This window comes from Pseudomonas sp. Lb2C2 (assembly GCF_052112205.1).
In the GTDB taxonomy this organism is placed as follows: Bacteria; Pseudomonadota; Gammaproteobacteria; order Pseudomonadales; family Pseudomonadaceae; genus Aquipseudomonas; species Aquipseudomonas kilonensis.
In genome coordinates this window covers 169,892-193,527 of record NZ_JAUTYW010000002.1, presented here as the reverse complement: position 1 = coordinate 193,527, position 23,636 = coordinate 169,892, and the positions used below count along the sequence as shown (strand labels likewise).

General features: G+C 62.9%; 15 protein-coding genes and 1 pseudogene. 8 read left to right on the top strand and 8 right to left on the bottom strand.

From position 1 onward, the window contains the following. Positions 1-166: 166 nt before the first annotated feature. Positions 167-1,750, bottom strand: coding sequence for a peptide chain release factor 3 (locus Q7F16_RS05085; protein ID WP_014336596.1), 1,584 nt, complete (start codon positions 1,748-1,750; stop codon positions 167-169). A 332-nt stretch (positions 1,751-2,082) separates the two neighbouring features. Between Q7F16_RS05085 and Q7F16_RS05080 the strand changes: the two genes are divergently transcribed. The 6 genes from Q7F16_RS05080 (at position 2,083) to Q7F16_RS05055 (ending at position 10,244) form a co-directional block, all read left to right on the top strand. Continuing rightward, entirely contained in the window at positions 2,083-2,799 is a 717-nt protein-coding gene (locus tag Q7F16_RS05080) for an ABC transporter permease (RefSeq protein ID WP_014336595.1), read from the top strand. 26 nt (positions 2,800-2,825) lie between these two features. Beyond that, positions 2,826-3,728 (top strand): glycine betaine ABC transporter substrate-binding protein, encoded by a 903-nt coding sequence (locus tag Q7F16_RS05075; RefSeq protein WP_018611334.1) that lies wholly within the window; start codon positions 2,826-2,828, stop codon positions 3,726-3,728. Between the two features lie 15 nt (positions 3,729-3,743). Then, positions 3,744-4,397, top strand: coding sequence for an ABC transporter permease (locus tag Q7F16_RS05070; RefSeq protein WP_003197757.1), 654 nt, complete (start codon positions 3,744-3,746; stop codon positions 4,395-4,397). Next, complete coding sequence (locus Q7F16_RS05065) at positions 4,394-5,551, top strand: osmoprotectant ABC transporter ATP-binding protein OsmV (protein WP_409555968.1); 1,158 nt, start codon at positions 4,394-4,396, stop codon at positions 5,549-5,551. Before Q7F16_RS05070 ends, Q7F16_RS05065 begins: the two co-directional genes overlap by 4 nt. A gap of 485 nt (positions 5,552-6,036) precedes the next feature. Then, positions 6,037-7,200: a type III PLP-dependent enzyme gene (locus Q7F16_RS05060; protein ID WP_018611340.1), complete on the top strand. Its 1,164-nt coding sequence runs from the start codon at positions 6,037-6,039 to the stop codon at positions 7,198-7,200. A 518-nt stretch (positions 7,201-7,718) separates the two neighbouring features. Then, positions 7,719-10,244: a PepSY domain-containing protein gene (locus Q7F16_RS05055; protein ID WP_409556037.1), complete on the top strand. Its 2,526-nt coding sequence runs from the start codon at positions 7,719-7,721 to the stop codon at positions 10,242-10,244. A 160-nt stretch (positions 10,245-10,404) separates the two neighbouring features. On the opposite strand, the gene Q7F16_RS05050 is transcribed toward Q7F16_RS05055, so the two are convergent. The 4 genes from Q7F16_RS05050 to ptsP form a co-directional block, all read right to left on the bottom strand. Further along, the gene (locus tag Q7F16_RS05050) at positions 10,405-11,946 is read right to left on the bottom strand and encodes an alkaline phosphatase D family protein (RefSeq protein WP_409555969.1); all 1,542 of its coding nucleotides are present in this window, start codon (positions 11,944-11,946) and stop codon (positions 10,405-10,407) included. A gap of 191 nt (positions 11,947-12,137) precedes the next feature. Beyond that, positions 12,138-13,883 (bottom strand): PTS fructose-like transporter subunit IIB, encoded by a 1,746-nt coding sequence (locus Q7F16_RS05045; RefSeq protein ID WP_409555970.1) that lies wholly within the window; start codon positions 13,881-13,883, stop codon positions 12,138-12,140. Between the two features lie 14 nt (positions 13,884-13,897). Next, the gene (pfkB, locus tag Q7F16_RS05040; protein ID WP_018612826.1) at positions 13,898-14,839 is read right to left on the bottom strand and encodes a 1-phosphofructokinase; all 942 of its coding nucleotides are present in this window, start codon (positions 14,837-14,839) and stop codon (positions 13,898-13,900) included. Beyond that, the gene (gene ptsP, locus Q7F16_RS05035; protein WP_409555971.1) at positions 14,839-17,703 is read right to left on the bottom strand and encodes a phosphoenolpyruvate--protein phosphotransferase; all 2,865 of its coding nucleotides are present in this window, start codon (positions 17,701-17,703) and stop codon (positions 14,839-14,841) included. The genes pfkB and ptsP overlap by 1 nt, the downstream gene beginning before the upstream one ends. A gap of 288 nt (positions 17,704-17,991) precedes the next feature. Here ptsP and cra point away from each other — a divergent pair, with 288 nt between their 5' ends. Both cra and Q7F16_RS05025 read left to right on the top strand, forming a co-directional pair. Beyond that, complete coding sequence (gene cra / locus Q7F16_RS05030) at positions 17,992-18,987, top strand: catabolite repressor/activator (protein ID WP_046063157.1); 996 nt, start codon at positions 17,992-17,994, stop codon at positions 18,985-18,987. A gap of 20 nt (positions 18,988-19,007) precedes the next feature. Further along, a complete protein-coding gene (locus tag Q7F16_RS05025; protein WP_409555972.1) occupies positions 19,008-19,784 on the top strand; it encodes a TatD family hydrolase in 777 nt (258 codons plus the stop codon). A gap of 150 nt (positions 19,785-19,934) precedes the next feature. Here the strand turns inward: Q7F16_RS05025 and Q7F16_RS05020 are convergent. The 3 genes and pseudogenes from Q7F16_RS05020 to ampD all read right to left on the bottom strand — a co-directional run. Continuing rightward, positions 19,935-20,507 (bottom strand): annotated as a pseudogene (locus Q7F16_RS05020) (methyl-accepting chemotaxis protein); the annotation flags it as partial. Positions 20,508-22,193: 1,686 nt separating this feature from the next. Next, the gene (gene ampE, locus Q7F16_RS05015; RefSeq protein ID WP_409555973.1) at positions 22,194-23,030 is read right to left on the bottom strand and encodes a regulatory signaling modulator protein AmpE; all 837 of its coding nucleotides are present in this window, start codon (positions 23,028-23,030) and stop codon (positions 22,194-22,196) included. After that, positions 23,027-23,587: a 1,6-anhydro-N-acetylmuramyl-L-alanine amidase AmpD gene (ampD, locus tag Q7F16_RS05010; protein ID WP_409555974.1), complete on the bottom strand. Its 561-nt coding sequence runs from the start codon at positions 23,585-23,587 to the stop codon at positions 23,027-23,029. The genes ampE and ampD overlap by 4 nt, the downstream gene beginning before the upstream one ends. Positions 23,588-23,636: the final 49 nt, after the last annotated feature.

Sequence of the window (23,636 nt, the reverse complement as noted above, 5' to 3'; positions counted from 1 at the left end):
GCTTGCCCGCGAAGAGGCCGGCATACCCAACATCCAGGCCAGCTGACCCACCGCTATCGCGAGCAAGCTCGCTCCCACAGTGAATTATTTATGTTCAGGACACGGGACAAGCCATAAAAAAACCCCGCAGCTTTCGCAACGGGGTTTCGGTTTCAACGCTCAGCGCTTAGTGATGCTCACGCGTCGCGCGGAATTTCACGTCCGGCCAGCGCTCTTCCATCAGCGCCAGGTTGACTCGGGTCGGGGCCAGGTAGGTCAGGTGACCGCCGCCGTCCAGCGCGAGGTTTTCCACGGCCTTGTTGGAGAATTCCTCGAGTTTCTTCTTGTCGTCGCATTCGATCCAACGAGCGGAATACACGGTGATCGGCTCGTAGGAGCACTCGACCTTGTATTCCTCTTTCAAGCGGCTGGCGACGACGTCGAACTGCAGCACACCGACGGCACCGAGGATGATGTCGTTGCTGCGGGTCGGGAAGAACACCTGGGTGGCGCCTTCTTCGGCCAGTTGCTGGAGGCCCTGGCGCAGTTGCTTGGACTTGAGCGGGTCCTTCAGGCGTACGCGTCGGAACAGTTCCGGCGCGAAGTGCGGGATGCCGGTGAAGCCCAGGGTTTCGCCTTCGGTGAAGGTGTCGCCGATCTGGATGGTGCCGTGGTTGTGCAGGCCGATGATGTCACCGGCGAAGGCCTCTTCCAGTTGCTCGCGTTCCGAGGAGAAGAACGTCAAGGCGTCGCCGATGCGCACGTCCTTGCCGGTGCGCACGTGGCGCATCTTCATGCCCTTTTCGTATTTGCCGGAACAGATACGCATGAACGCGATGCGGTCGCGGTGCTTGGGGTCCATGTTCGCCTGGATCTTGAACACGAAGCCCGAGAACTTCTCTTCCACCGGCTCCACGGTGCGCTCGTTGGCGACACGGGCCAGCGGGCGCGGGGCCCAATCGACCACGGCGTCGAGCACATGGTCCACGCCGAAGTTGCCCAGGGCGGTACCGAAGAACACCGGGGTCAGTTGTCCGTCGAGGAACTCCTGCTGGTTGAACTCATGGCAAGCGCCCTGCACCAGTTCCAGTTGCTCGACAAAACGATCGTACTCGTCGCCCAGGTGTGCGCGGGCCTCGTCGGAGTCGAGCTTCTCGATGATCTTGACGTCGGTGCGCTCATGCCCGTGACCGGCGGTGTAGACGATGATGTAGTCGTCGGCCAGGTGGTACACGCCCTTGAAATCGCGGTAGCAACCGATCGGCCAGGTGATCGGCGCCGCCTTGATCTTCAGGACCGCTTCGATTTCGTCGAGCAGTTCGATCGGGTCGCGGATGTCACGGTCGAGTTTGTTGATGAAGCTGACAATCGGCGTGTCCCGCAAGCGGCAGACGTCCATCAGCGCGATGGTCCGTGGCTCGACGCCTTTACCGCCGTCGAGGACCATCAGTGCCGAGTCCACTGCCGTCAGGGTGCGGTAGGTGTCTTCGGAGAAGTCTTCGTGGCCCGGGGTGTCGAGCAGGTTGATCATGTGATCGCGGTACGGGAACTGCATGACCGACGTGGTAATGGAAATACCCCGTTGTTTTTCCATTTCCATCCAGTCGGAGGTGGCATGGCGGTCGGATTTGCGAGATTTCACCGTGCCGGCGACCGCAATCGCCTTGCCCATCAGCAAGAGCTTCTCGGTGATGGTGGTCTTACCGGCATCGGGGTGGGAAATAATGGCGAAAGTGCGGCGTTTCGCGACTTCGGCGGCCTGTTTGGTCATGGGAAATCGCCTGGCAGGTGATTCAAAAAAGGGCGGCGATTATAGCTCAACTTGTGCCAGGAACCGAACCGTTGAGCACATCCAGGGTGGCCAGATCTTCCCTGGCATGGGAACCTTTTGCTGCGTGGAGGCGTCCACCCCCCTGATACGAGCAACCGTCAGGGACTGAAAAATCAGCAAGTTAGCCTGACGAGGCTGCGCTCATGGCTCGATTTACCTGCCGTTTTACCGGCATGAAAAAGAGCTGCTTCTCGCGAACGTTCTCCCGGCAACCAGTGATGGTTTGCCGCCCGGGAAAGCGTGCGCCGACTGAAAGACAAAGGAGTCCGCCTGTGGCTATCCGCTATGGCAAAGGGCTTATCGGGGGTGCGGTCGTCGTCGCTCTCCTGGCCCTGTTGGTCCACTGGATCGGCATCGATACGATCCAACGCTACCACGACGATCTGCTGTTCTACCTGCAAGCGCACCTGCTGCTGGTACTGGCTTCCATGCTGGCGGCCCTGCTCGTGGGCATTCCCGCCGGCATCGCCCTCAGTCGCCCCGGCATGGTCGGGCGCGCCGAACGCTTCATGCAAGTGTTCAACATCGGTAACACTGTGCCGCCCTTGGCCGTGCTGGCCATCGCCCTGGGCATCCTGGGCATCGGCAGCGGTCCTGCCATCTTCGCCCTGTTCCTCGCCTCGCTGTTGCCCATCGTGCGCAACACTTATGAAGGCCTGAAAAACGTCCAGGGCTCCCTCAAGGAAGCCGCCGTCGGCATCGGCATGACCCCGCGCCAGGTGCTGTGGAAAGTCGAGTTGCCCAACGCCGTGCCGATCATCGTCGGTGGCGTGCGCGTGGCCCTGGCGATCAACGTCGGCACCGCGCCGCTGGCGTTCCTGATCGGCGCCAACAGCCTCGGCAGCCTGATCTTCCCCGGCATCGCCTTGAACAACCAGCCGCAGCTGTTGCTCGGCGCGGCCTGCACCGCCCTGCTGGCGTTGCTGCTCGACGGCCTGGTGACACTGGCCAGCCGCCTCTGGCTGGAACGCGGTCTGCGACCGTCATAAGCCCGGCTGGATAAAGGAAATCGTTTATGAAGAAGTTGAGCTTGATACTGGGCTGCGTTCTGCTGTTCGCAGGATTCGCCCAAGCTGCTGAAAAACCGCTGATCCGCCTTGGCGCCCGAGTGTTCACCGAACAGACGCTGCTGGCGGAAATCACCGCGCAATACCTGCGCAGCAAGGGCTACGACGCGCAGATTACCGGCGGCCTGGGCAGCAACCTGGCCCGCAGCGCCCATGAAACCGGGCAACTGGACATGCTCTGGGAATACACCGGTGTGTCACTGGTGGCCTACAACCATGTCACGGAGAAACTCGACAGCGCCCAGTCCTACGCCCGTGTGAAAGAACTCGACGCGAAAAAAGGCCTGGTCTGGCTGACACCGTCGAAATTCAGCAACACCTACGCCCTGGCACTGCCGGAAAAAATCGCCCGCCAATACCCGCAGATCAACAGCATCAGCCAGTTGAACACGGTGCTGCAGGCCGAAGCCGATGACAATCATCTGGTGGCCCTGGACACCGAGTTCGCCAACCGCTCCGACGGCCTGGCGGGCATGGTCGAACAGTACGGCATGAACCTGACCCGCAAGAACATCCGGCAGATGGACGCAGGCCTGGTCTACACCGCCCTGCGCAACGGCCAGGTATTCGCCGGCCTGGTGTACACCACCGACGGCCGGTTGAACGCGTTCAAGCTGAAGTTGCTGGAAGACGACAAGCATTACTTCCCCGACTACACCGCCGCGCCGGTGGTGCGCCAGGCGTACCTCGACGCGCACCCGCAACTGGCCGCACAGCTCAAGCCCCTGGCCGAGCTGTTCGACGACGCAACCATGCGCCAGCTCAACGCCCGCGTGGACGTCAACCACGAAAGCCCTTCCACCGTTGCCGCCGATTTCCTGCGCCAGCATTCGCTGCTCTCAACCCAATGACCTGGAGGAAAAGCCATGGATTTTCTTGACGCCTTTTCCCATCTGGACTGGCCGCTGGTACTGCACCTGACCTGGCAGCACATCACCCTGGTGGGCATCGCCGTGACCCTGGCAATTGTTGTCGGTGTGCCGCTGGGCATCTTCATGACCCGCTTCCCGGCGCTCGCCGGCCCATTGCAGGCCAGCGCCACGGTGCTGCTGACGATTCCGTCGATTGCGCTGTTCGGCCTGCTGTTGCCGTTCTATTCCAAGTTCGGCCAAGGCCTGGGCCCGATGCCGGCGATCACCGCGGTGTTTCTCTATTCGCTGTTGCCGATCATGCGCAACACCTACCTGGCCCTGACCGGCGTCGAACCGGGCATCCGTGAAGCCGCCCGCGGCATCGGCATGACCTTCGGCCAGCGCCTGCGCATGGTCGAACTGCCCATCGCCGTGCCGGTGATCCTGGCCGGCGTACGCACCGCCGTGGTCATGAACATCGGCGTCATGACCATCGCCGCCACCATCGGCGCCGGTGGCCTGGGCGTGCTCATCCTCGCTTCCATCAGCCGCAGCGACATGTCGATGCTGATCGTCGGCGCCGTGCTGGTCAGTCTCCTGGCCATCTTCGCCGACCTGCTTCTGCAATGGCTGCAACGCTCGCTGACCCCAAAAGGACTACTGAAATGATCGAACTTCAAAACCTCAGCAAAACCTTCAAGAGCAACGGCAAGGACGTCAAGGCCGTGGACTCGGTGAACCTGACCGTCAACGAAGGCGAGATCTGCGTGTTCCTCGGGCCGTCGGGCTGCGGCAAAAGCACCACGCTGAAGATGATCAATCGCCTGATCCCGCCCACTTCGGGCAAGGTGTTGATCAACGGTGAAGACACCACCGGCCTGGACGAAGTGACCCTGCGCCGCAACATCGGTTATGTGATCCAGCAGATCGGCCTGTTCCCGAACATGACCATCGAGGAAAACATCACCGTGGTCCCGCGCCTGCTCGGCTGGGACAAGCAGAAATGCCACGACCGCGCCCGCGAGCTCATGAGCATGATCAAGCTCGAACCCAAGCAGTACCTGCATCGCTACCCCCGTGAACTGTCCGGTGGTCAGCAGCAGCGGATCGGCGTGATCCGGGCCCTGGCGGCCGATGCGCCGCTGCTGCTGATGGACGAGCCCTTCGGCGCGGTGGACCCGATCAACCGCGAGATGATCCAGAACGAGTTCTTCGAGATGCAACGGGCACTGAACAAGACCGTGATCATGGTCAGCCATGACATCGACGAAGCGATCAAGCTGGGAGACAAGATCGCGATCTTCCGCGGCGGCAAGCTGGTCCAGTTCGATCACCCGGACACGCTGCTGGCGCATCCGGCCGACGAGTTCGTCAGCAGCTTCGTCGGCCAGGACAGCACGCTCAAGCGCCTGCTGCTGGTCAAGGCCGAAGACGCGGCGGACAACGCTCCGTCGGTCAGCCCCGAGACGCCAGTGGGTGAGGCACTGGAGTTGATGGACGAACATGACCGTCGCTACCTGGTGGTCACCTGTGCCGAGAACAAGGCCCTGGGGTATGTGCGCCGTCGCGACCTGCACCGCCAGACCGGCACCTGCGGACAATACCTGCGCGAGTTCAACGCCACCGCAGCCTATGACGAACACCTGCGGATCCTGCTGTCGCGCATGTACGAGTTCAACCGCTCGTGGCTGCCGGTGTTGGATGCCGAGCGGGTATTCCTCGGCGAAGTGACCCAGGAATCGATTGCCGAATACCTGAGCTCCGGACGTTCGCGCGGGGGCAAGACCAGCATTGTCTCGCCGGCCGAGATTGCCTCAGTCTGACCAAGCACGACTGCTTTTGTGGCGAGGGAGCTTGCTCCCGCTGGGTCGCGCAGCGGCCCCAAAAAAGCGATGAGCGCTTCGCACTCAAGCGGGAGCAAGCTCCCTCGCCACAAAGGCAAAAGCCATATTGAGCAAGGTCGAATACCAATCCAGGGGAACATCAATCTGTCACGCTGGTCGGTTACATCATGAGCTGTCGCGGGCCGAACGACGGATGTGTGCAAAAACGCGACATTTTTAGTTGATCTCAGGCCCCTCACGCCCTAAAGTTCGCGCCGAACGTCCATGCTGGAAACGATCCATCCGGCTCAAGTACTGACGACGAGACAGCAAGGCCAAGGGAATCACGCATCCCGTGGCCTTTTTGCTTTCGGCGACATGCCTTGGGAAGTAGGCGAACCAAAGTGGGGATACGGAGGACGTTCACGAGGGCTGCTTGCCCTCACACCCATTGATCCTGATGTTTGCCAGTAGGAGTCCCAAGTATGTCGATCCAGGTCGAAGATTATTTCGCGCGCGAAACCTTCCAGAAAATGAAAGCGTTCGCCGACAAGCAGGAAACCCCCTTCGTGGTGATCGACACCGCGATGATCTCCAAGGCCTATGACGACCTGCGCGCCGGTTTCGAATTCGCCAAGGTCTACTACGCCGTCAAGGCCAACCCGGCGGTGGAAATCATCGACCTGCTCAAGGATAAAGGCTCGAACTTCGACATCGCCTCGATCTATGAGCTGGATAAGGTCATGAGCCGTGGCGTCGGCCCGGATCAGATCAGCTACGGCAACACCATCAAGAAATCCCGCGACATTCGCTACTTCTACGAGAAGGGCGTGCGCCTGTATGCCACCGACTCCGAAGCCGACCTGCGCAACATCGCCAAGGCCGCGCCGGGCTCGAAAGTCTATGTACGGATCCTCACCGAAGGCTCGACCACCGCTGACTGGCCGTTGTCGCGCAAGTTCGGCTGCCAGACCGACATGGCCATGGACCTGCTGATCCTGGCCCGCGACCTGGGCCTGGTGCCGTACGGCATTTCGTTCCACGTCGGCTCGCAACAACGCGACATCAGCGTCTGGGACGCGGCCATTGCCAAGGTCAAGGTGATCTTCGAGCGTCTGAAGGAAGAAGACGGCATTGTCCTTAAGCTGATCAACATGGGTGGCGGCTTCCCGGCCAACTACATCACCCGTACCAACAGCCTGGAAACCTACGCCGAGGAAATCATCCGTTTCCTCAAGGAAGACTTCGGCGACGACCTGCCGGAAATCATCCTGGAGCCGGGCCGTTCGTTGATCGCCAACGCCGGTATCCTGGTCAGCGAAGTGGTGCTGGTGGCGCGCAAGTCCCGTACCGCCGTCGAGCGTTGGGTGTACACGGATGTGGGCAAGTTCTCCGGCCTGATCGAAACCATGGACGAAGCCATCAAGTTCCCGATATGGACCGAGAAGAAAGGCGAGATGGAAGAAGTGGTCATTGCCGGGCCTACCTGTGACAGCGCCGACATCATGTATGAGAACTACAAGTACGGGTTGCCGTTGAACCTGGCTATTGGTGATCGCCTGTATTGGCTGTCGACCGGGGCCTATACCACTAGCTATAGCGCGGTGGAATTCAATGGCTTTCCGCCACTGAAATCGTTTTACGTGTGATGTGTTTGGGCGCTTGAGCTCGTAGTTCTTGCCCTGTTGCGTAATAAAAAACGGCGCCTTTTCCAGAAATGGAAAGCGCCGTTTTTTTTGATGGGTTGGTGTGCAGATCCGTTATTTAGGTAACGGCTGCTTATGGTTCCGCCCTGACGGCGGGTCACTTTCGAAAAGCCCGGAAGCCGGCCCAGTCGAAAGTAACCAAAGCGCTTGTGCCCCACCACTCGGTGCCTCGCCTAGGCTCGGCATGCCTGGCTCTCCCGGTCGTACACCCATCAGATCTGTTTGAGCAGGACCTGTGGGAGCAAAGCTTGCTCGCGAATGCGGTGTTCCAGTCAATGAAGATGTTGGATGTGCCGGCCTCTTCGCGAGCAGGCTCGCTCCCACAGGATTTTCGTCGCTCACGCCATCACTGCCCCGCTCATGCAAAAGATCGAGTCTTTTGGGTGTGTTTATGAATGCTTCTCGATAACACACGGCATAATGCACGCCGTGATGAACAGTAAATGAACAAGGCGAGCGACGTGTTGAAGAAAACCCTGTTCCAGTTGCACTGGTTTTTCGGCATCAGTGCCGGGCTGGTCCTGGCGTTGATGGGCGTTACCGGGGCGGTGGTGTCGTTCCAGGATGAAATCCTGCGGGCCTTGAATCCACAGGTGCTGATGGTCGAGAAGCAGCCGGCCGGCGTCCTGCCGCCTGCCGAACTGGTGGAACAGATCGAGGCTGCCTCCGGCAAGACCGTCGCCATGCTCTGGGTCGAGACTGACAGCGGCAACGCCGCGCGGGTGATCTTTGCGGCACCTGCTGGGGAAAAACGTGGCGCCATGCGCTATTTCAACCCTTACAACGCGCAGTTCATGGGCGATGTGACAGGCCAGGACTTCTTCGGCCTGATGCTCAGGTTGCACCGCGTCCTGACCCTGGATGATGTCGGTCGGCAAATCACCGGTGCCTGCACGCTGATCCTGGTGTTTTTCTGCCTGTCCGGGCTGTACCTGCGCTGGCCGCGTCAATGGAAAAGCTGGCGCGCCTGGCTGGCCCTCGACTGGGGGAAAAAAGGTCGGAGCTTCAATTGGGACCTGCACTCCGTGGCGGGCACCTGGTGCCTGGTGTTTTATCTGCTGGCGGCCCTGACCGGGCTGACCTGGTCCTACGAGTGGTACAACAAAGGCGTGACCCGCCTGCTCTCCGATTCACCGAAAGAGGAACGGGTGCGCAATCGTGGCCCGGCGCCGAGCGGTCCACTTCCCGTGGCCGATTACCGGGCCATGTGGAGCAGCATCTACAGCGCCGCCGGCCCGGGGCTGTCGGCCTATAACGTGCGCATGCCGCCCGTGGCCGGGCAACCGGCGACCGTGTTCTACCTGCTGAAAAACTCGCCGCACGACCGGGCGCTGAACCAGCTCATCCTCGACCCGGCCACCGGCGTCATCAGCCGGCATAGCCGCTACAGCGACAAGAGTTTCAAGGCGCAGTTGCTGACCAGTGTCTATGCCCTGCATGTCGGCAGTTACTTCGGCCTGGTCGGACGGATCCTGGTGACCGTCGCCGCGCTGACCATGCCGCTGTTCTTCATCACCGGCTGGTTGCTGTACCTGGACCGCCGCCGCAAGAAGCGCCACGTCAGAAACGCCCGCCAGGCCCTCATCGCCAACCCGGGCAATGCGCCGGCCTGGCTGATCGGCTTCGCCAGCCAAAGCGGTTTCGCCGAGCGACTGGCCTGGCAGACCGCCGGCCAACTCCAGGCCGCCGGCTTGCCCGTGAAGGTCCAGCCACTGGCCGGTGTGCGTGAGCAGGACTTGAACGACGCCACCCATGCGCTGTTTGTCGTCAGCACCTTTGGCGACGGCGAAGGACCGGACAGTGCCCGCGGTTTCGAACGCAAGGTGCTGGGCCAGGCCTTGAGCCTGGAGCGCCTGCAGTATTCGGTGCTGGGCCTGGGCGACCGGCAATATGAACACTTCTGCGGCTTCGCCCGGCGCCTGCACGCCTGGCTGGCGGAACACGGCGGCAAGACCTTGTTCGCGCCGGTGGAAGTGGACAGCGGCGACCCTTACGCCCTGCGCCACTGGCAACAACAATTGGCGGAGCTGACCGGCCAAGCCCCGCTGGACACTTGGCAGGCGCCAAGCTTCGAAAACTGGACCCTCAGCCAGCGCACCCTGCTCAACCCCGACAGCAGCGGCTCGGGCGTGTACCTGCTGGGCCTCACCGCCCCCGGCCCGAGCAGTTGGCTGGCCGGTGACCTGGTGGAAATCCTGCCGCGCAATGACCTGTGGGCCATCGAACATTTCCTCGACGGACTCGGCCTCTCCGGCCACGCGCGCGTGCAAATCGATGGCCTGTCCCAGAGCCTCGACCAGGCCCTGGCGACCCGTCAACTGCCGGAAAACCGCGCCCACCTGGTCGGCCTGCATGCCCAGGCACTGGTGGATGCCCTGGCACCGCTGGCGATACGCGAGTACTCCATCGCCTCGATCCCGGCCGACGGTGTGCTGGAGTTGATTGTGCGCCAGGAACGTCACGCCGATGGCAGCCTGGGCGTCGGTTCCGGCTGGCTGACCGAACACGCACCGCTGGGGAGCGCCGTCAGCCTGCGGCTGCGCCGCAACAGCAGCTTCCACCTGCCGGCCCTGGGTGTGCCGATGATCCTGCTGGGCAACGGCACCGGCCTGGCCGGCCTGCGCAGCCTGCTCAAGGCACGTGTCACCGAGGGCATGCAGCGCAACTGGCTGCTGTTTGGCGAGCGCAACCGCGAACACGATTTCCACTGCCGCGATGAGTTGCAGGAATGGGTGACCTCGGGCGACCTGGAACGCCTGGACCTGGCCTTCTCCCGGGATCAGAAGCAGAAAGTCTACGTCCAGGACCGCCTGCTGGAATCGGCCGCGCTGCTCAAGCAATGGCTGGCCGACGGCGCGGTGATCTATGTCTGCGGCAGCTTGCAGGGCATGGCATCCGGGGTGGATCACGTGCTCAACAACGTGCTGGGGCGCGAGGAAGTGGAGCGGCTGATCGAGCAGGGGCGGTATCGGCGGGATGTCTACTGACAGAACCCATCTTAAGTACCCACCGCCCCCTTGTGGGAGCAAAGCTTGCTCGCGATGGCGAACTGTCAGTCAGCCACTTCTAGACAGATATACCGTTATCGCGAGCAAGCTTTGCTCCCACAGTGGCTTTTCCCACAGAGGTTCCTGGCGCGACTGACAGTCAAACCGGCTGCAACTTCTTCTCGAACACCGCCACGCCTTCCAGATCCCGCAACACCACGCTCATCTCCCCGCTCTGCCCGTCGATGTTCACCTCGCCAAAGAACTGATACCCGGCGAACGGCGAGGTGTTCTGGGCCGGCGGGGCTTTCTGGAACACCACTTCCGGGCCGAAGGTCTTGTCCAGGACATTGGGCCCGAAGCTGCCGGCATTCAATGGCCCGGCGACGAACTCCCAGAATGGTTCGAAATCCTGGAACGCGGCGTGTTCGGGGTGGTAGTGATGGGCGGCGCAATAGTGGACGTCGGCGGTGAGCCAGACGTAGTTGCGCACCTGATGCTTGCGCAGGTAGCCGAGCAGTTCGGCGACCTCCAGTTCACGCCCCTGGGCCGCGCCCGGGTCACCGTTGGCGACCGCTTCCCAGCGCGGCACGCCGGGGCTGACTTCGCCATCCGGCACACCCAGGCCAATGGGCATGTCGGCGGCGATGACTTTCCACTGGGCACGGGATTGCTTCAATTCGCGCTTGAGCCAATTCAACTGCTCACGCCCCAGGAACGGTTTGGCCGCGCCGAGGTTGGCGTCGTTGGCTTCGCGGTAGCTGCGCATGTCCAGCACGAACACATCCAGCAGCGGCCCGTAACCGAGCTTGCGGTAGATCCGTCCACCGCCGTCGGCCTTCTGCAGGCGCATCGGCGCGTATTCCAGCCAGGCCTGTCGCGCGCGCCCCACCAGGCTGTGGATATCCTTGGTCTGGTAGCGCTCGTCCAGTTGCTTGCCCGGCGACCAGTTGTTGACCACCTCATGGTCGTCCCACTGCCAGATCTGCGGCACTTCGGCGTTGAAGCGACGGACGTTTTCGTCCATCAGGTTGTAGCGATAGTTGCCGCGATACTCATCCAGGGTCTCGGCAACCTTGCTCTTGGCTTCGGTGGTGAGGTTGCGCCAGACGCGTCCACCCTCGGCGGTGATTTGCGCCGGCACCGGGCCGTCGGCGTAGATGGTGTCGCCGCTGTGGATAAAAAAATCCGGCAGGCGCAGGCGCATGGCTTCGTAGATGCGCATGCCGCCGATGTCCGGGTTGATGCCGAAGCCCTGGCCGACGGTGTCGCCGCTCCAGACAAACCGGATGTTGCGCTTGAACTGCGGCACGCTGCGCAGGTGGCCGAGCCAGGGTTCGCTGGCGACACCGCTCTGGGCGTCTTCGAAATGCACTCGGTAGAAAATTGCCTGGTCGCGGGGCAGCCCGGTGAGTTCGACCCGGGCGGTGAAATCACTGCGGGCGTCGGCCATGGGCGAGACGAAGCGGCGCGGATTGCTGAACGTGCTGCGGGTGTCCCACTCCACCACCATCCGCGCCGGACGGTCGCTGCGGCTCCAGATCATCGCCCGGTCGCCCTGCAAGTCGCCCGACTGCACACCGTCGGTGAGCACCGGCCGATCCTTGACCGAAGCCATCACCGCCGGCGCCAGCCCCGGCAACAACAACCCCGCCCCCACGGCTTGCATCACACGACGACGGCCCAGGTCGAATTCGCTCATGGTGTTCTCCCTTGAAATGGGAAAACTTAAGCATGGCTCTGTGAAGTGGGTGTGACAGGAATTTTATGACCACCCCAAAACCACTGTGGGAGCGAGCTTGCTCGCGATGGCAGGGTGTCAGGCAACCTATTTGTCGACTGATACACCGCTATCGCGAGCAAGCTCGCTCCCACAGGGGAGAACAGGGTTGGTCAGGCTTTTGCCGGCTCCAACGCCATCTCTACCACCTCAGGCCGCTTGAGCAGCGCATACGCCACCCCAGTTAGCAGGCTCCCCGCCACGATCGCCAGCAGGTACAACAGCGCATGGTTGATGGCGTTGGGGATCAGCATCACGAACAGGCCGCCGTGGGGGGCCATGAGCTTGCAGCCGAAGTACATCGACAGCGCACCGGTCAGCGCGCCGCCGGCAATGCTGGCCGGGATCACCCGCAGCGGATCCTTGGCCGCGAACGGGATCGCGCCTTCAGAGATGAAGCACAGCCCCAGCACCAGCGCGGCTTTACCGGCCTCGCGCTCGGTCTGGGCGAATTTGCGCCGGGCGATGAAGGTGGCGATGCCCAGGCCAATCGGCGGCACCATGCCGGCGGCCATGGCCGCGGCCATCGGTGCATAACTCTGGGAAGCCAGCAGCCCCACCGAAAACGCGTAGGCAGCCTTGTTGATCGGCCCACCGAGGTCGACGCACATCATCGCCCCCAGCAACACGCCCAGCAGAATCGCATTGGTGGTGCCCATGCTGTCGAGGAAGTGGGTCAGGGCGTCGAGCATCCCCGCCACCGGTTTACCGACGATGTAGATCATCACCAGGCCGGTGAACAGGCTCGCCAGCAGCGGAATGATCAGGATCGGCTTGAGCGCTTCCAGGCTCTGGGGCAGACGCGCATAGCGGTTGATCGCCTTGGCCGTGTAACCGGCCAGGAAACCGGCGATGATCCCGCCAATGAAGCCGGCGCCGAGGGTGCTCGCCAGCAACCCGCCGATCATGCCTGGCGCCAGGCCTGGCCGGTCGGCGATGGAATAGGCGATGTAGCCGGCCAGCAGCGGCACCATCAATTTGAACGCGGTTTCGCCGCCGATCTGCATCAGCGCGGCTGCCAGGGTTCCAGGTTCCTTGAAGGCCTCGATACCGAACACGAACGACAAAGCGATCATCAAACCACCGGCCACCACCATCGGCAACATGAACGATACGCCCGTCAGCAGGTGCTTATAGGCACCGCTTTTTTCCGTTTTCGCCGGCCCCGAGGCGGCGCCACTCGCGGCGCTTTCCTGCCGCCCTTCGGCCAAGGCTTTTTTCAGCGTAGCTTCGGCCTGTTTCAAGGCAATGCCGGTGCCACAACGATAAATTTTCTTGCCGGCAAAACGTTCGGTGGCAACTTCGATATCAGTCGCCAGCAGTACCACATCGGCCTCGGCGATTGCCTCGGGGCTCAACGGATTACGCGCGCCCACCGAGCCTTGGGTTTCGATCTTCAGGTCGTAACCCAAGCGCGCCGCCGCCTGCTGCAAGGCTTCGGCAGCCATGAAGGTGTGTGCAACGCCGGTCGGGCAAGCCGTGATCGCAACCAGGCGTGGAGCGCGCTCGGTCGACGTCGCCGGCTCTTGCGCGAACACGTCGGCCTCGCCCAGAACCTCAGCTTCTTCGGCACCACGACGCAGCACCGCATCAACGTCCTGGAGAGCCAGGGCCGGTGTGCTGCGGAACACCCGCTTGCCAACAAACCGCGACAGGTCCACCGGGCCGCTGGCGACCAGCAACACCCACTCGGCCGCTTCGAGGGTCGCGGCCGACAACTGGCGCTCCGGATGGGCCGCGTCATGGACTTCGACACTGGTGCTCCAACCCTGGCGCTGCGCCGCAGCGTCCAGCAGGCGGGCGCACAACACACTGGTGACCATGCCGTTCGGGCAGGCCGTCACAATGGCTAGTTTCATTCTTGCTAACCCTCTTATTGTTCTGTCAGGGGGCGCACGCGCACGCCCTGTTCAAGCGACGCCAGCAACGCGGTGTCGTGGATGCCAAAACCGATCTGCGTGACCGCCATGGCAGCGATGGCCGTGGCGGTGCGCAACGTCTGTTCCGGGGTGTCGGCGCTGAGCAGGCCGTGCAGCATGCCCGCCAGCAGCGAATCCCCGGCGCCCACGGTGCTGGCGACGCTGACCTTGGGTGGCGAGGCATGCAGCGCCGTACCGACACTGAACCAATTCACGCCATCGGCACCGTGGGAAATCACCACATGCTCGACGCCCTGGGCATGCAGGCGCTGCGCCGCTTGCGCCTGGGCCAATTCGCTCACCACCTCGCAACCCAGCGCATCGGCCAGTTCTTCGGTGTTCGGCTTGATCAGCCACGGCCCCGCCGCCAGGGCGACACGCAAGGCTTCGCCACTGGTGTCGAGGGCCACGTTCAGGCCGAGTGTTTTCAAGCGCGTGATCAAGGCCTGCAACCACTGCGGGCTGACACCCCGGGGCAAGCTGCCCGCCACCACAACCACGTCGTGGCCGGGGGCGATTTGCTCAAGGCGCGCCAGCAAGGCGTGCTGTGCGGCTTCATCAACCACCGGGCCCGGGCCGTTGAGGTCAGTGATGCGTCCGTCCTGTTCAGCCAGTTTGATATTGCTACGGGTTTCGCCGGGAACACGGATAAAAGCATCGACAAAACCACGCTGGGCAAACAGCGTCTCGAACACCTGGGCATTGTCTTCGCCCAGAAAACCACTGACCGTCAGCGTATGGCCGAGATCGGCCAACACCTGGGCCACGTTCACGCCCTTGCCGGCGGCGTGGGCGTGCATGCCGTCGCTGCGGTTGACCTGGCCCGGCTCCAGGCGCGCCAACTCCACCGTGAGGTCGAGCGCCGGGTTGAGGGTCAGGGTAAGAATCTTCGCCATTACAGCGCCTCCACTAATGCGCGCACGTCATCGGCGCTGCCCACGGCCAAGGCCTCTTGGGCCAGGGTTTGTACTTGCGCCAGGCTCAACTCGCGGACCCGCGCCTTGACCTCGGCAATGCTGCGGGCCGAGACACTCAGTTCGTCCACGCCCAGGCCCACCAGCACCGGTACCGCCAATGGGTCGGCCGCCAGTTCGCCACACACACCGACCCATTTGCCATGGGCATGGGCGGCGCGCACGGTGATGTCGATCAGTTGCAGCACGGCCGGGTGCAAGCCATCGGCCTGGGCCGAAAGGGTCGGGTGACCACGGTCGATCGCCAGGGTGTATTGCGTCAGGTCGTTGGTGCCGACGCTGAAGAAATCGACTTCCTTGGCGAGCACCGGCGCCAGCAACGCGGCGGACGGCACTTCGATCATGATCCCCAGTTGCAGGTCTGCCACGGGAATTTCCCGGCGCAGGCGCTCGGTCATGTCCCGGGCCTGGCGCCACTCATCGACGCTGCCCACCATCGGGAACATGATCCGCAGCGGACGGCTGTCGGCCGAACGCAACAAGGCCCGCAGTTGCGCTTCCATGACCTGCGGACGCTGCAAGGTCAGGCGGATGCCACGCACGCCGAGGAACGGGTTTTCTTCTTTCGCGATCGGCCAGTATGGCAGCGGCTTGTCACCGCCAACATCCAGCGTACGCACCACCAGCGGTCGACCGGCCAGGCCGTCGAGCACCTTGCGGTATTCGGCTTCCTGAGTCGCTTCATCCGGCGCCTGGGTGTGGGCCATGAAAATCAGTTCGGTGCGCAACAGGCCAATGCCTTCGGCGCCCTGCTCCACCGCGCTGGCGACGCCGGCGCTTTCGCCAATGTTGGCGAACACTTCCACGGCATGACCGTCACGGGTCACCGCCGGTTCGTGACGCTGCTCGGCGGCCACCTTGAGGCGCTGCTCGCGGGTGTCGCGCTCTTCAGCAGCCCGTTGCAAGGTGGCAACGTCAGGGTCCACGTGCAGGCGACCGCGCTGGCCATCCAGCAGCAAGGACGTGCCCGGCGCCAGCAACAATACCGCCGCACCGGCGCCCACCAGCGCCGGAATGCCCAGGGCCCGGGCGACAATGGCGCTGTGGGCGGTGGCGCCGCCACGGGCGGTGAGAATCCCCGCCACCCGCGCCGGGTCCAGGCGGGCCACGTCGGACGGGCCGACTTCGTCCATCACCAGGATGTAGGGTTGATCGGGTTCGTTCGGGGTTTCGACGCCGCACAGTTGCGCCAGCACCCGACGGCCGACGTCTCGCAGATCGGCGGCCCGTTCGGCCAGCAAGGCGTCCTGCAAGGCTTCCTGTTCTTTCGCGGCGGCTTCAACCACCCCCATCCACGCCGCTTGCGCACTCTCGCCCAGCTTCAAGCGGGTGTCGACTTCGTCGCTCAGCTCCGGGTCGTCGAGCATTTCCTGGTGGGTGATGAATATCTCGCGGATGGCCTTGGCCTTGGCGCGTTCAATCAGGCCTTGGATATCGCGGCGCACCTGGTTCAAGGCGTTTTGCAGGCGCTCGCGCTCGATGGCCGCCGATTCACCGCGCAACGGGTAGTCGATGGCCTGCAGCACCTGAATGTGGGCCGGGCCGATGGCGATGCCCGGTGCGGCGGCGACGGCCTGGATCAGGCTGCCAGATTCGGGCGCCAACACGACAGTCGCCACTTCGGCTATCACGGTTTCCCGCGGCGCACTCGGCGGCGGCAGCGGTTCGACTTCTTCGCCAAGGCCTTCTTCGATGGCCGCCAGCAGCGCCGGCAACGCATCGGCGGCAATGCTCCGCTCAGCGATGAATTCCAGGACCTGGCCGCGACGGGCGCCCAGGCTCAACAGCTTGCTCAGGCTCTTGGCCGACACGGCGCTGTCCTGGCCATCGACGATGCGCACGCGGATCTCGCCTTCGAAGCTTTTCGCCAACTGGGCAAGGATCTTCGCCGGACGGGCATGCAGACCATGGGCATTGGCCAGGCCGATGCGCGCGCTGGGCCAGTCGGCGGGCAATTCGCCGCCGAGCACCTCCAGCACTTTGCGGCTGCTGGTGGCGCGACCCAGTTCGTGGCCGCGGCCTTCGATCAGCAAGGCGCAAAGCCTTTCCAGCAACGCCTGGTGAGCTTCGCCGAGGCTGGCGAGGCAGAACAGCCCGCTCAACGGTTGGCCCAGGTAACGGATGGGCTTGTCCGGCGTGACGAACGCCAGGCCCGGACGCTTGACGGTCTGTTCACTGTGCAGCCACCACAAGCCATCGCCCAGGGGCAGCGCATCGACTTGTTGCAACACCCCGGCAAAGCCGTTGCTCACGCAATCGGCCTGGCGCAGCAGGCGAGCGCCGCGCCATACCAATTCTTCAAAATCGTCAGCCGACACACCGAGGCCGATCATCTGGGCATCCAGGGCCAGTTCCTGCGGCGCGCCTTGCAGCAGCTTCAGCAAGGCTTCGGCGGAACTGGCACGGCGCAGGGCCTGGCCCAGGTCCGTCTCGCCGAGGGCGCGGGTCAGCAGTTGCAGCAGGCGCAGGTGTTCGTCGGACTTGGCCGCGATGCCAATCGCCAGGTAGACGATCTGACCATCGCCCCAGTCCACGCCCTCGGGGAATTGCAGCAGGCGCACACCGGTCGAATGAACCAGGTCGCGGGTCTGCGGGGTGCCGTGGGGGATGGCAATACCTTGGCCAAGAAAGGTCGAGCCCTGGGCTTCGCGAGCCTGCAAGCCGGCGAGGTAACCCTCGGCCACCAAGCCATCGGCCACCAGTTTGTCGGCGAGCAGTTGCAGTGCAGCGTCTTTATCCACAGCGGTCTGCGCCATGGATATCTGCTCTAGAGTGAGCTCGAGCATGCTTTCTCCTTTTTGGCGTCCGGTTGGCGCCAGGTATTGTTTTGAATGAATCAGCTTAGCGTTGCAGGATGATTTTTGGCGTGATCACGGCAGAAGGGCCAAAAATCCTGCTAGCCTTGAAAATACGCTTGCTGAAACGTTTAATCTAGAAAGATTGGCACGTTACTCGATAATCTCTCATCCTTGAAGTGCAACTTGTCGTAAGCGCTTGGACGGTGACCGTCGGCTTGAATCGGGTAGGATGGCCCTTATCGTCGGGGCTAACTCGAAAAAACAAGGAAAACCGGGTTGAAACTCAGTGATATTGCCCAACTGGCCGGTGTGTCCGTGACCACCGCCAGTTACGTCATCAACGGCAAGGCCGAACAGCAACGCATCAGCAGCGCTACCGTCGAACGGGTGCGGGCGGTGGTCCTGGAACACGGCTTCACGCCCAATCCCCAGGCCGCCGGGCTGCGCAGTCGCCACACCCGCACCCTGGGCTTCATCCTGCCAGACTTGGAAAACCCCAGTTACGCACGCATCGCCAAGTTGCTGGAGCAAGGGGCACGGGCGCGGGGCTACCAGTTGCTGATCGCCAGTTCCGACGACGCCCCCGACAGCGAACGGCAACTGTTGCAGTTGTTCCGCGCCCGCCGCTGCGATGCGCTGATCGTCGCCAGTTGCCTGCCGGCCGGCGACGACAGTTACCAGCAATTGCAGGCCAAGGGCATTCCAATCATCGCCATCGACCGGGTGATGGAGCCGGCGCATTTCTGCTCGGTGATCAGCGACGACCGCCAGGCCAGCCTGCAATTGACCCGCAGCCTGTTGGAGACCCACCCTCGACAAATCGCGCTGATCAGCGCCCGTCCCGAGCTGAGCATCAGCCAGGAACGGGCCGCAGGCTTTCGCGAGGCCTTGGCCGGGTTCGAGGGCCAGGTGCTGATCGAGCATGGCGAGTCGTTCAGCCGTGAATGCGGCCGCCAGTTGATGGAGGAAATGCTCGCGCGCCTGGGGCATCTGCCCGACGCGCTGATCACCACGTCCTACGTGCTGCTGCAAGGGGTGTTCGACGCCCTGCACGATTTCCCGCTCAAATCGCGGCCGTTGCGCCTGGGTACGTTTGGTGACACGCAGTTGCTGGATTTCCTGCCCCTGCCGGTCAATGCCATGTCCCAGCAGCACCAACTGATCGCCGACAAAGCCCTGGAACTGGCCCTGGCGGCCATCGAAAACGATGACTACCAGCCAGGCGTGCAGGCCATCGCGCGGACGTTCAAGCAGCGTATTCACCAAGGCTGACGCTTCTTCAGGATTGATCCATGGAGTTGATCGACACCCACACCCACCTGGATTTTCCAGATTTTGACGCGGACCGCCCGGCGCTGCTGGCGGAAAGCCGCGCCTTGGGCGTGCGGCAAATGGTGATACTGGGCGTGTACCGGGACAACTGGCAGCGGGTCTGGGACCTGGTGCAAAGCGACCCGGACCTGCATGCCGCACTGGGCCTGCACCCGGTGTATCTCGATCAGCATCGGCCCGACGACGTGGCGCAGCTACGCGAGTGGTTGAGCCGCCTGGCCGGGCATCGGCAATTGTGTGCAGTGGGGGAAATCGGCCTGGATTACTACATCCCCACCCTGGACCGCGAACGCCAGCAGGCGCTGTTTGAAGCACAACTGCAACTGGCAGTGGAGTTCGAGCTGCCGGCGCTGATCCACGTGCGCCGCAGCCATGCCGACGTGATCGCGACCCTCAAGCGCATGGAGCTCAAACGCGCCGGGATCATCCACGCCTTCGCCGGCAGTTTCGAAGAGGCCCGCGAATACATCAAGCTCGGCTTCAAACTCGGTCTGGGCGGTGCCGCGACTTGGCCCCAGGCCTTGCGCATGCACCGGGTGCTGGCGAAATTGCCGCTGGACTCGGTGGTGCTGGAAACCGATTCCCCGGACATGGCCCCGGCGATGTTCCCCGGCCAACGTAACAGCCCGGCGCATTTGCCGGCGATTTGTGAGGCGTTGGCCGGGATCATGGGTATCAGCCCTGAACGCTTGGCCGAGACCAGTACCACCAATGCCCGCCAACTGTTCAACTGGTAAAAAAACCTGTGGGAGCGAGCTTGGTGGGAGCAAAGCTTGCTCGCGATCCAGGCACCGCAGCACTCAAGAGACCGCGGTGTTTTCATCGCGGGCAAGCCTTGCTCCCACCAAGCTCGCTCCCACACTGAACCTGCGGTGAATCAGCGGCAATCACACCCGAAACGCATTGATCAACTGCTTGAGCTGCACCACCTGGGCGGACAGTGCACGGCTGGCGTCTTCGGTCTGATGGGCACCTTCGGCGGTGCGTTCGCCGGCGCGGTTGATTTCGACGATGTTCTGGTCGATGTCATGGGCCACGGCCGTCTGCTGCTCCACAGCGGCGGCGATCTGCTGGTTCTGGTCGACGATCATGCCGACGGCGCCAAGGATATTTTCCAGGGCCTGCTGGACCTTTTCCGATTGGCTGACCGTGCCGCTGGCCATCTCATGGCTAGTGCCCATCGCCTTGACCGCGGCGCCGACACCACCGTGCAGGCGGGTGATCATCGCTTCGATTTCTTCGGTCGATTGCTGGGTTCGCTTGGCCAGGGTCCGCACCTCATCGGCCACCACCGCAAAGCCGCGCCCCTGTTCACCGGCCCGGGCCGCTTCGATGGCGGCGTTGAGGGCCAGCAGATTGGTCTGCTCGGCGATGCTCTTGATCACATCCAGCACGCGACTGATGGCCTGGCTGTCGGTCGCCAGTTGATTGATCACCTGCACCGACTGATCGATCTCGCTGGCCAAGCGGGCGATGCTGCCCTGCTGGGACTCCACCAACCCGCGCCCACTAAGGGTTTCGTCGTTCACGCTGTGGGCGCTGCTCACGGCGGCAGCGGCGCTGCGGGCCACTTCCTGGGCCGTGGCCGACATCTGGTTCATCGCCGTGGCCACCAGTTCGATCTGGCTGCGCTGGCCGGCGACGGCCTGGTTGCTCTGAGCCGATACCGTTTCCACCTGCCCGGCCTGGCGTTCGACTTCGGCGACGGTGCGGCCGACCTGTTCGATCAGGTCATGGATCTTCGCCACCGTACCGTTGAACACTTCACCCAGCTCACCCAGTTCGTCTTTGCTGCGGGCAACAAAATTGACCGTCATGTCCCCCGCCGCCACCTTGTCCATCATCTGGCCCAAATGCTGGAGCGTAGTGCGGGTCGAGGCGTAGAAACCGGCGTACAGGTAAAAAATCAACAGGAACACCAGCACCAGCGCCACGGCTTGCAGCACCATGTGGCTGCGGTTCTGCTCCAAACGCTGCTGCAACTGCACACCAAGAAAGCCCTGGGTCGCCTCGTTCAGCCGATAGGTCTGCTCCATCAGGCCGCTGACCTGCTCATAGAATGCCGGCCAGGGCGCATCGAGGGTGTCGGCCATCACCACCTGCTCCTCGATCAGTTCCGAGGCCTTCTTGAGGGCACTCTTGCTCCCGTTGGCCTGGGCGGCCAGTGTCTGTCCAGCCGCCTGGCTGGAGCCGAGGGCGTCCTGCAGTTTCAAGTCGTACTCGCCCTGGAGCTTTTCGATCTGCGCCAGCAACTCGTCGAAGCGGGTGCTCGACGCCGAGTTGAGAAACCCCAGCCCCAATGAGGACGCGCCCAGAGCCCGGCCTTCGCCGAGAATCTGGGTGACCTTGGGGGTCGTGCCGATGATCAGCTCACTGAGCTGGCGGATGTCGCTCTGGTTGTCGCGGCTCAGCCCCGCCTGGCTGGCGATGATCTGGCCGAACATCTGGGCGCTGTTGAGCAACTTGCCGATCAGCGCACTTTTGCTCTGCAGGGAGCTTTCGGCCTGCTGGGCCTTGAAAGCACCGATCATCTCGTCGCGCTTGGCCTCGAAGGCACTGACCTGCTCAGGCTCGATGGCCATGGCCGTCATGCCTTGCAGCCGTGCGAGGACCTGTTGTTCCAGGCTGCCGATCTTCGCTTCGACATCACCGGCCTTGCCGGATTGGCCCAGGCTGGCGTTGATCTGCACCAGGTTATTGAGGGTTTCCAGGTCCCGGCGCAGGGTCAGGCTGCTGCCCAGCAGGTCGAGGCTTTGCAGCTCCACTTGGGTGCCCTGGAATTCCCGATAGGACTCGCGCACCAGAAAGAAGTTGGTCACCAGCATGGGCAGCAGGAACAGCACGCTGATCAGGCTGAACTTCATGCCGAAGCTCAGGCGGTTCATCAGCGCGACGGCGGGCCAGAGCAAACTCTTCACAAGGAAGTCTCCCGGTAGTGTTCTTATTGTTATGAGCTCGCGCACGGAGACAGCAGAAAGCCACTATTCGGGCGCTGTCCCTGTATAGCCTAAATCGGCGGGGAGATTTGTAACTTAAGGTTAACGAGAAGGACTGACACGGTTCAGCTGTGGCGAGGGGATTTATCTGTGGGAGCAAGGCCTTGCTCCCACAGAATCCCTCGCCACAAGGAAATGTGTTGGTTGTTCTCAGGCCAACACCGTCCACAACGCAAACCCGGCATACCAGAGCACCGCCGCACGCAGCAACAATTCCCAGAGACGGTCCAGGCTGTTGATGCCGTCCGGCCCGGCGACGGGCCGGGGGATCTCGCCCGCCACCAGGCCGACTTTGTCGATGAGGGCGGCGGCGCTGATGTTCCAGTTCAGCAGCTCATGCAGCATGACCCGGCTGACCGCGACGAAATTGCCCACCAGGGCGAAGCTCGCCGCCAGCAACCGCACCGGCAACCAATCGAAGGCATGGCGCATTTGTGCGGCCCGCTCGGCTACGCCGGGGTTCTGGCTGTGCTCAGCGGCCAGCGCCAGCAGTCGATAACTCAGGGCGGCGACCGGGCCCAACACGAAGTACCAGAAAATTACCGCGAAAAAGCTCTGGTAGGCCTGCCACAACAAATGTCCCTGGACCCGCTCCAGCAACTGCTCACCGTCATCGGCTTCAATGTCCAGGTCGCGCTTGGCCACATGGGCCGCCGCTTGCAGGTCTTCCCGACGCCACGCGTCGCGAAACGGCCCGAGGCCGGCCAGCAGATCACCACGCCCCAGGCTGTAGATCACCACCAGCAAATGCACCGGCAGGGCCAGCAGACCATAGGCCACCGGCTCCAGCACCCACAAAAGCAACGCTAGCAGCGCCACGGGCAGCACCACCATCAGCGTCAGCACCAGCCAGGGTCGGCTGACCCAACGCGGGCTCGCCTCGAGCTTGTTCAGCTCGTGCAGCCAACCGCCGTCACGCTGGACCCGCTGGCGCAAGGCCGAGAACTTCTCGATCCAGACGGCCAGCAGCAACACCAGAAAACTCATTGTCCTTCCCCTTCGGTCAGGGCCGCACGATAGCGCGCCCAGTCAAATGCCGGTCCCGGATCGGTCTTGCGCCCCGGTGCGATGTCGCTGTGCCCGCAGATACGCTGCACAGTGATCGCCTTGAACGCCGCTTGCAACTGCCGGGTCAGGTCCACCAGTGCGACATATTGCGCGTCGCTGAACGGCAGATCATCCGTGCCCTCAAGCTCGATGCCCAGGGAAAAATCGTTACAGGTCTCACGCCCCTCGAAGCACGAGACACCCGCATGCCACGCGCGATCCAGACAAGAGACAAACTGGGTCACGGCGCCGTCACGCTCGATCAGAAAATGCGCAGAAACGCGCAGGTCGGCGATACCGATAAAGTAGGGATGTTCCGTGACATCCAGACGATTCTGGAAGAATTCCTGCACCTTGCCCGTGGCGAACTGTGCCGGTGGCAGGCTGATGTTGTGGATCACCAGCAGGGAGATTTCGCCTTCCGGGCGCGCATTGAAGTTGGGCGATGGGCAATGACGCACCCCCTCGCACCAACCGCTCGCGGAGTCCAACTGCATACAGGTTCCTTCGATGACGACGCTCAATGCCGCCAGTATGCCGTGATCG

Coding starts and splice junctions, on each gene's coding strand:
- Q7F16_RS05085 (WP_014336596.1), bottom strand. CDS start 1,750: ATGACCAAACAGGCCGCCGAAGTCGCGAAACGCCGCACTTTCGCCATT.
- Q7F16_RS05075 (WP_018611334.1), top strand. CDS start 2,826: ATGAAGAAGTTGAGCTTGATACTGGGCTGCGTTCTGCTGTTCGCAGGA.
- Q7F16_RS05070 (WP_003197757.1), top strand. CDS start 3,744: ATGGATTTTCTTGACGCCTTTTCCCATCTGGACTGGCCGCTGGTACTG.
- Q7F16_RS05065 (WP_409555968.1), top strand. CDS start 4,394: ATGATCGAACTTCAAAACCTCAGCAAAACCTTCAAGAGCAACGGCAAG.
- Q7F16_RS05060 (WP_018611340.1), top strand. CDS start 6,037: ATGTCGATCCAGGTCGAAGATTATTTCGCGCGCGAAACCTTCCAGAAA.
- Q7F16_RS05050 (WP_409555969.1), bottom strand. CDS start 11,946: ATGAGCGAATTCGACCTGGGCCGTCGTCGTGTGATGCAAGCCGTGGGG.
- Q7F16_RS05045 (WP_409555970.1), bottom strand. CDS start 13,883: ATGAAACTAGCCATTGTGACGGCCTGCCCGAACGGCATGGTCACCAGT.
- pfkB (WP_018612826.1), bottom strand. CDS start 14,839: ATGGCGAAGATTCTTACCCTGACCCTCAACCCGGCGCTCGACCTCACG.
- ptsP (WP_409555971.1), bottom strand. CDS start 17,703: ATGCTCGAGCTCACTCTAGAGCAGATATCCATGGCGCAGACCGCTGTG.
- Q7F16_RS05025 (WP_409555972.1), top strand. CDS start 19,008: ATGGAGTTGATCGACACCCACACCCACCTGGATTTTCCAGATTTTGAC.
- ampE (WP_409555973.1), bottom strand. CDS start 23,030: ATGAGTTTTCTGGTGTTGCTGCTGGCCGTCTGGATCGAGAAGTTCTCG.
- ampD (WP_409555974.1), bottom strand. CDS start 23,587: ATGCAGTTGGACTCCGCGAGCGGTTGGTGCGAGGGGGTGCGTCATTGC.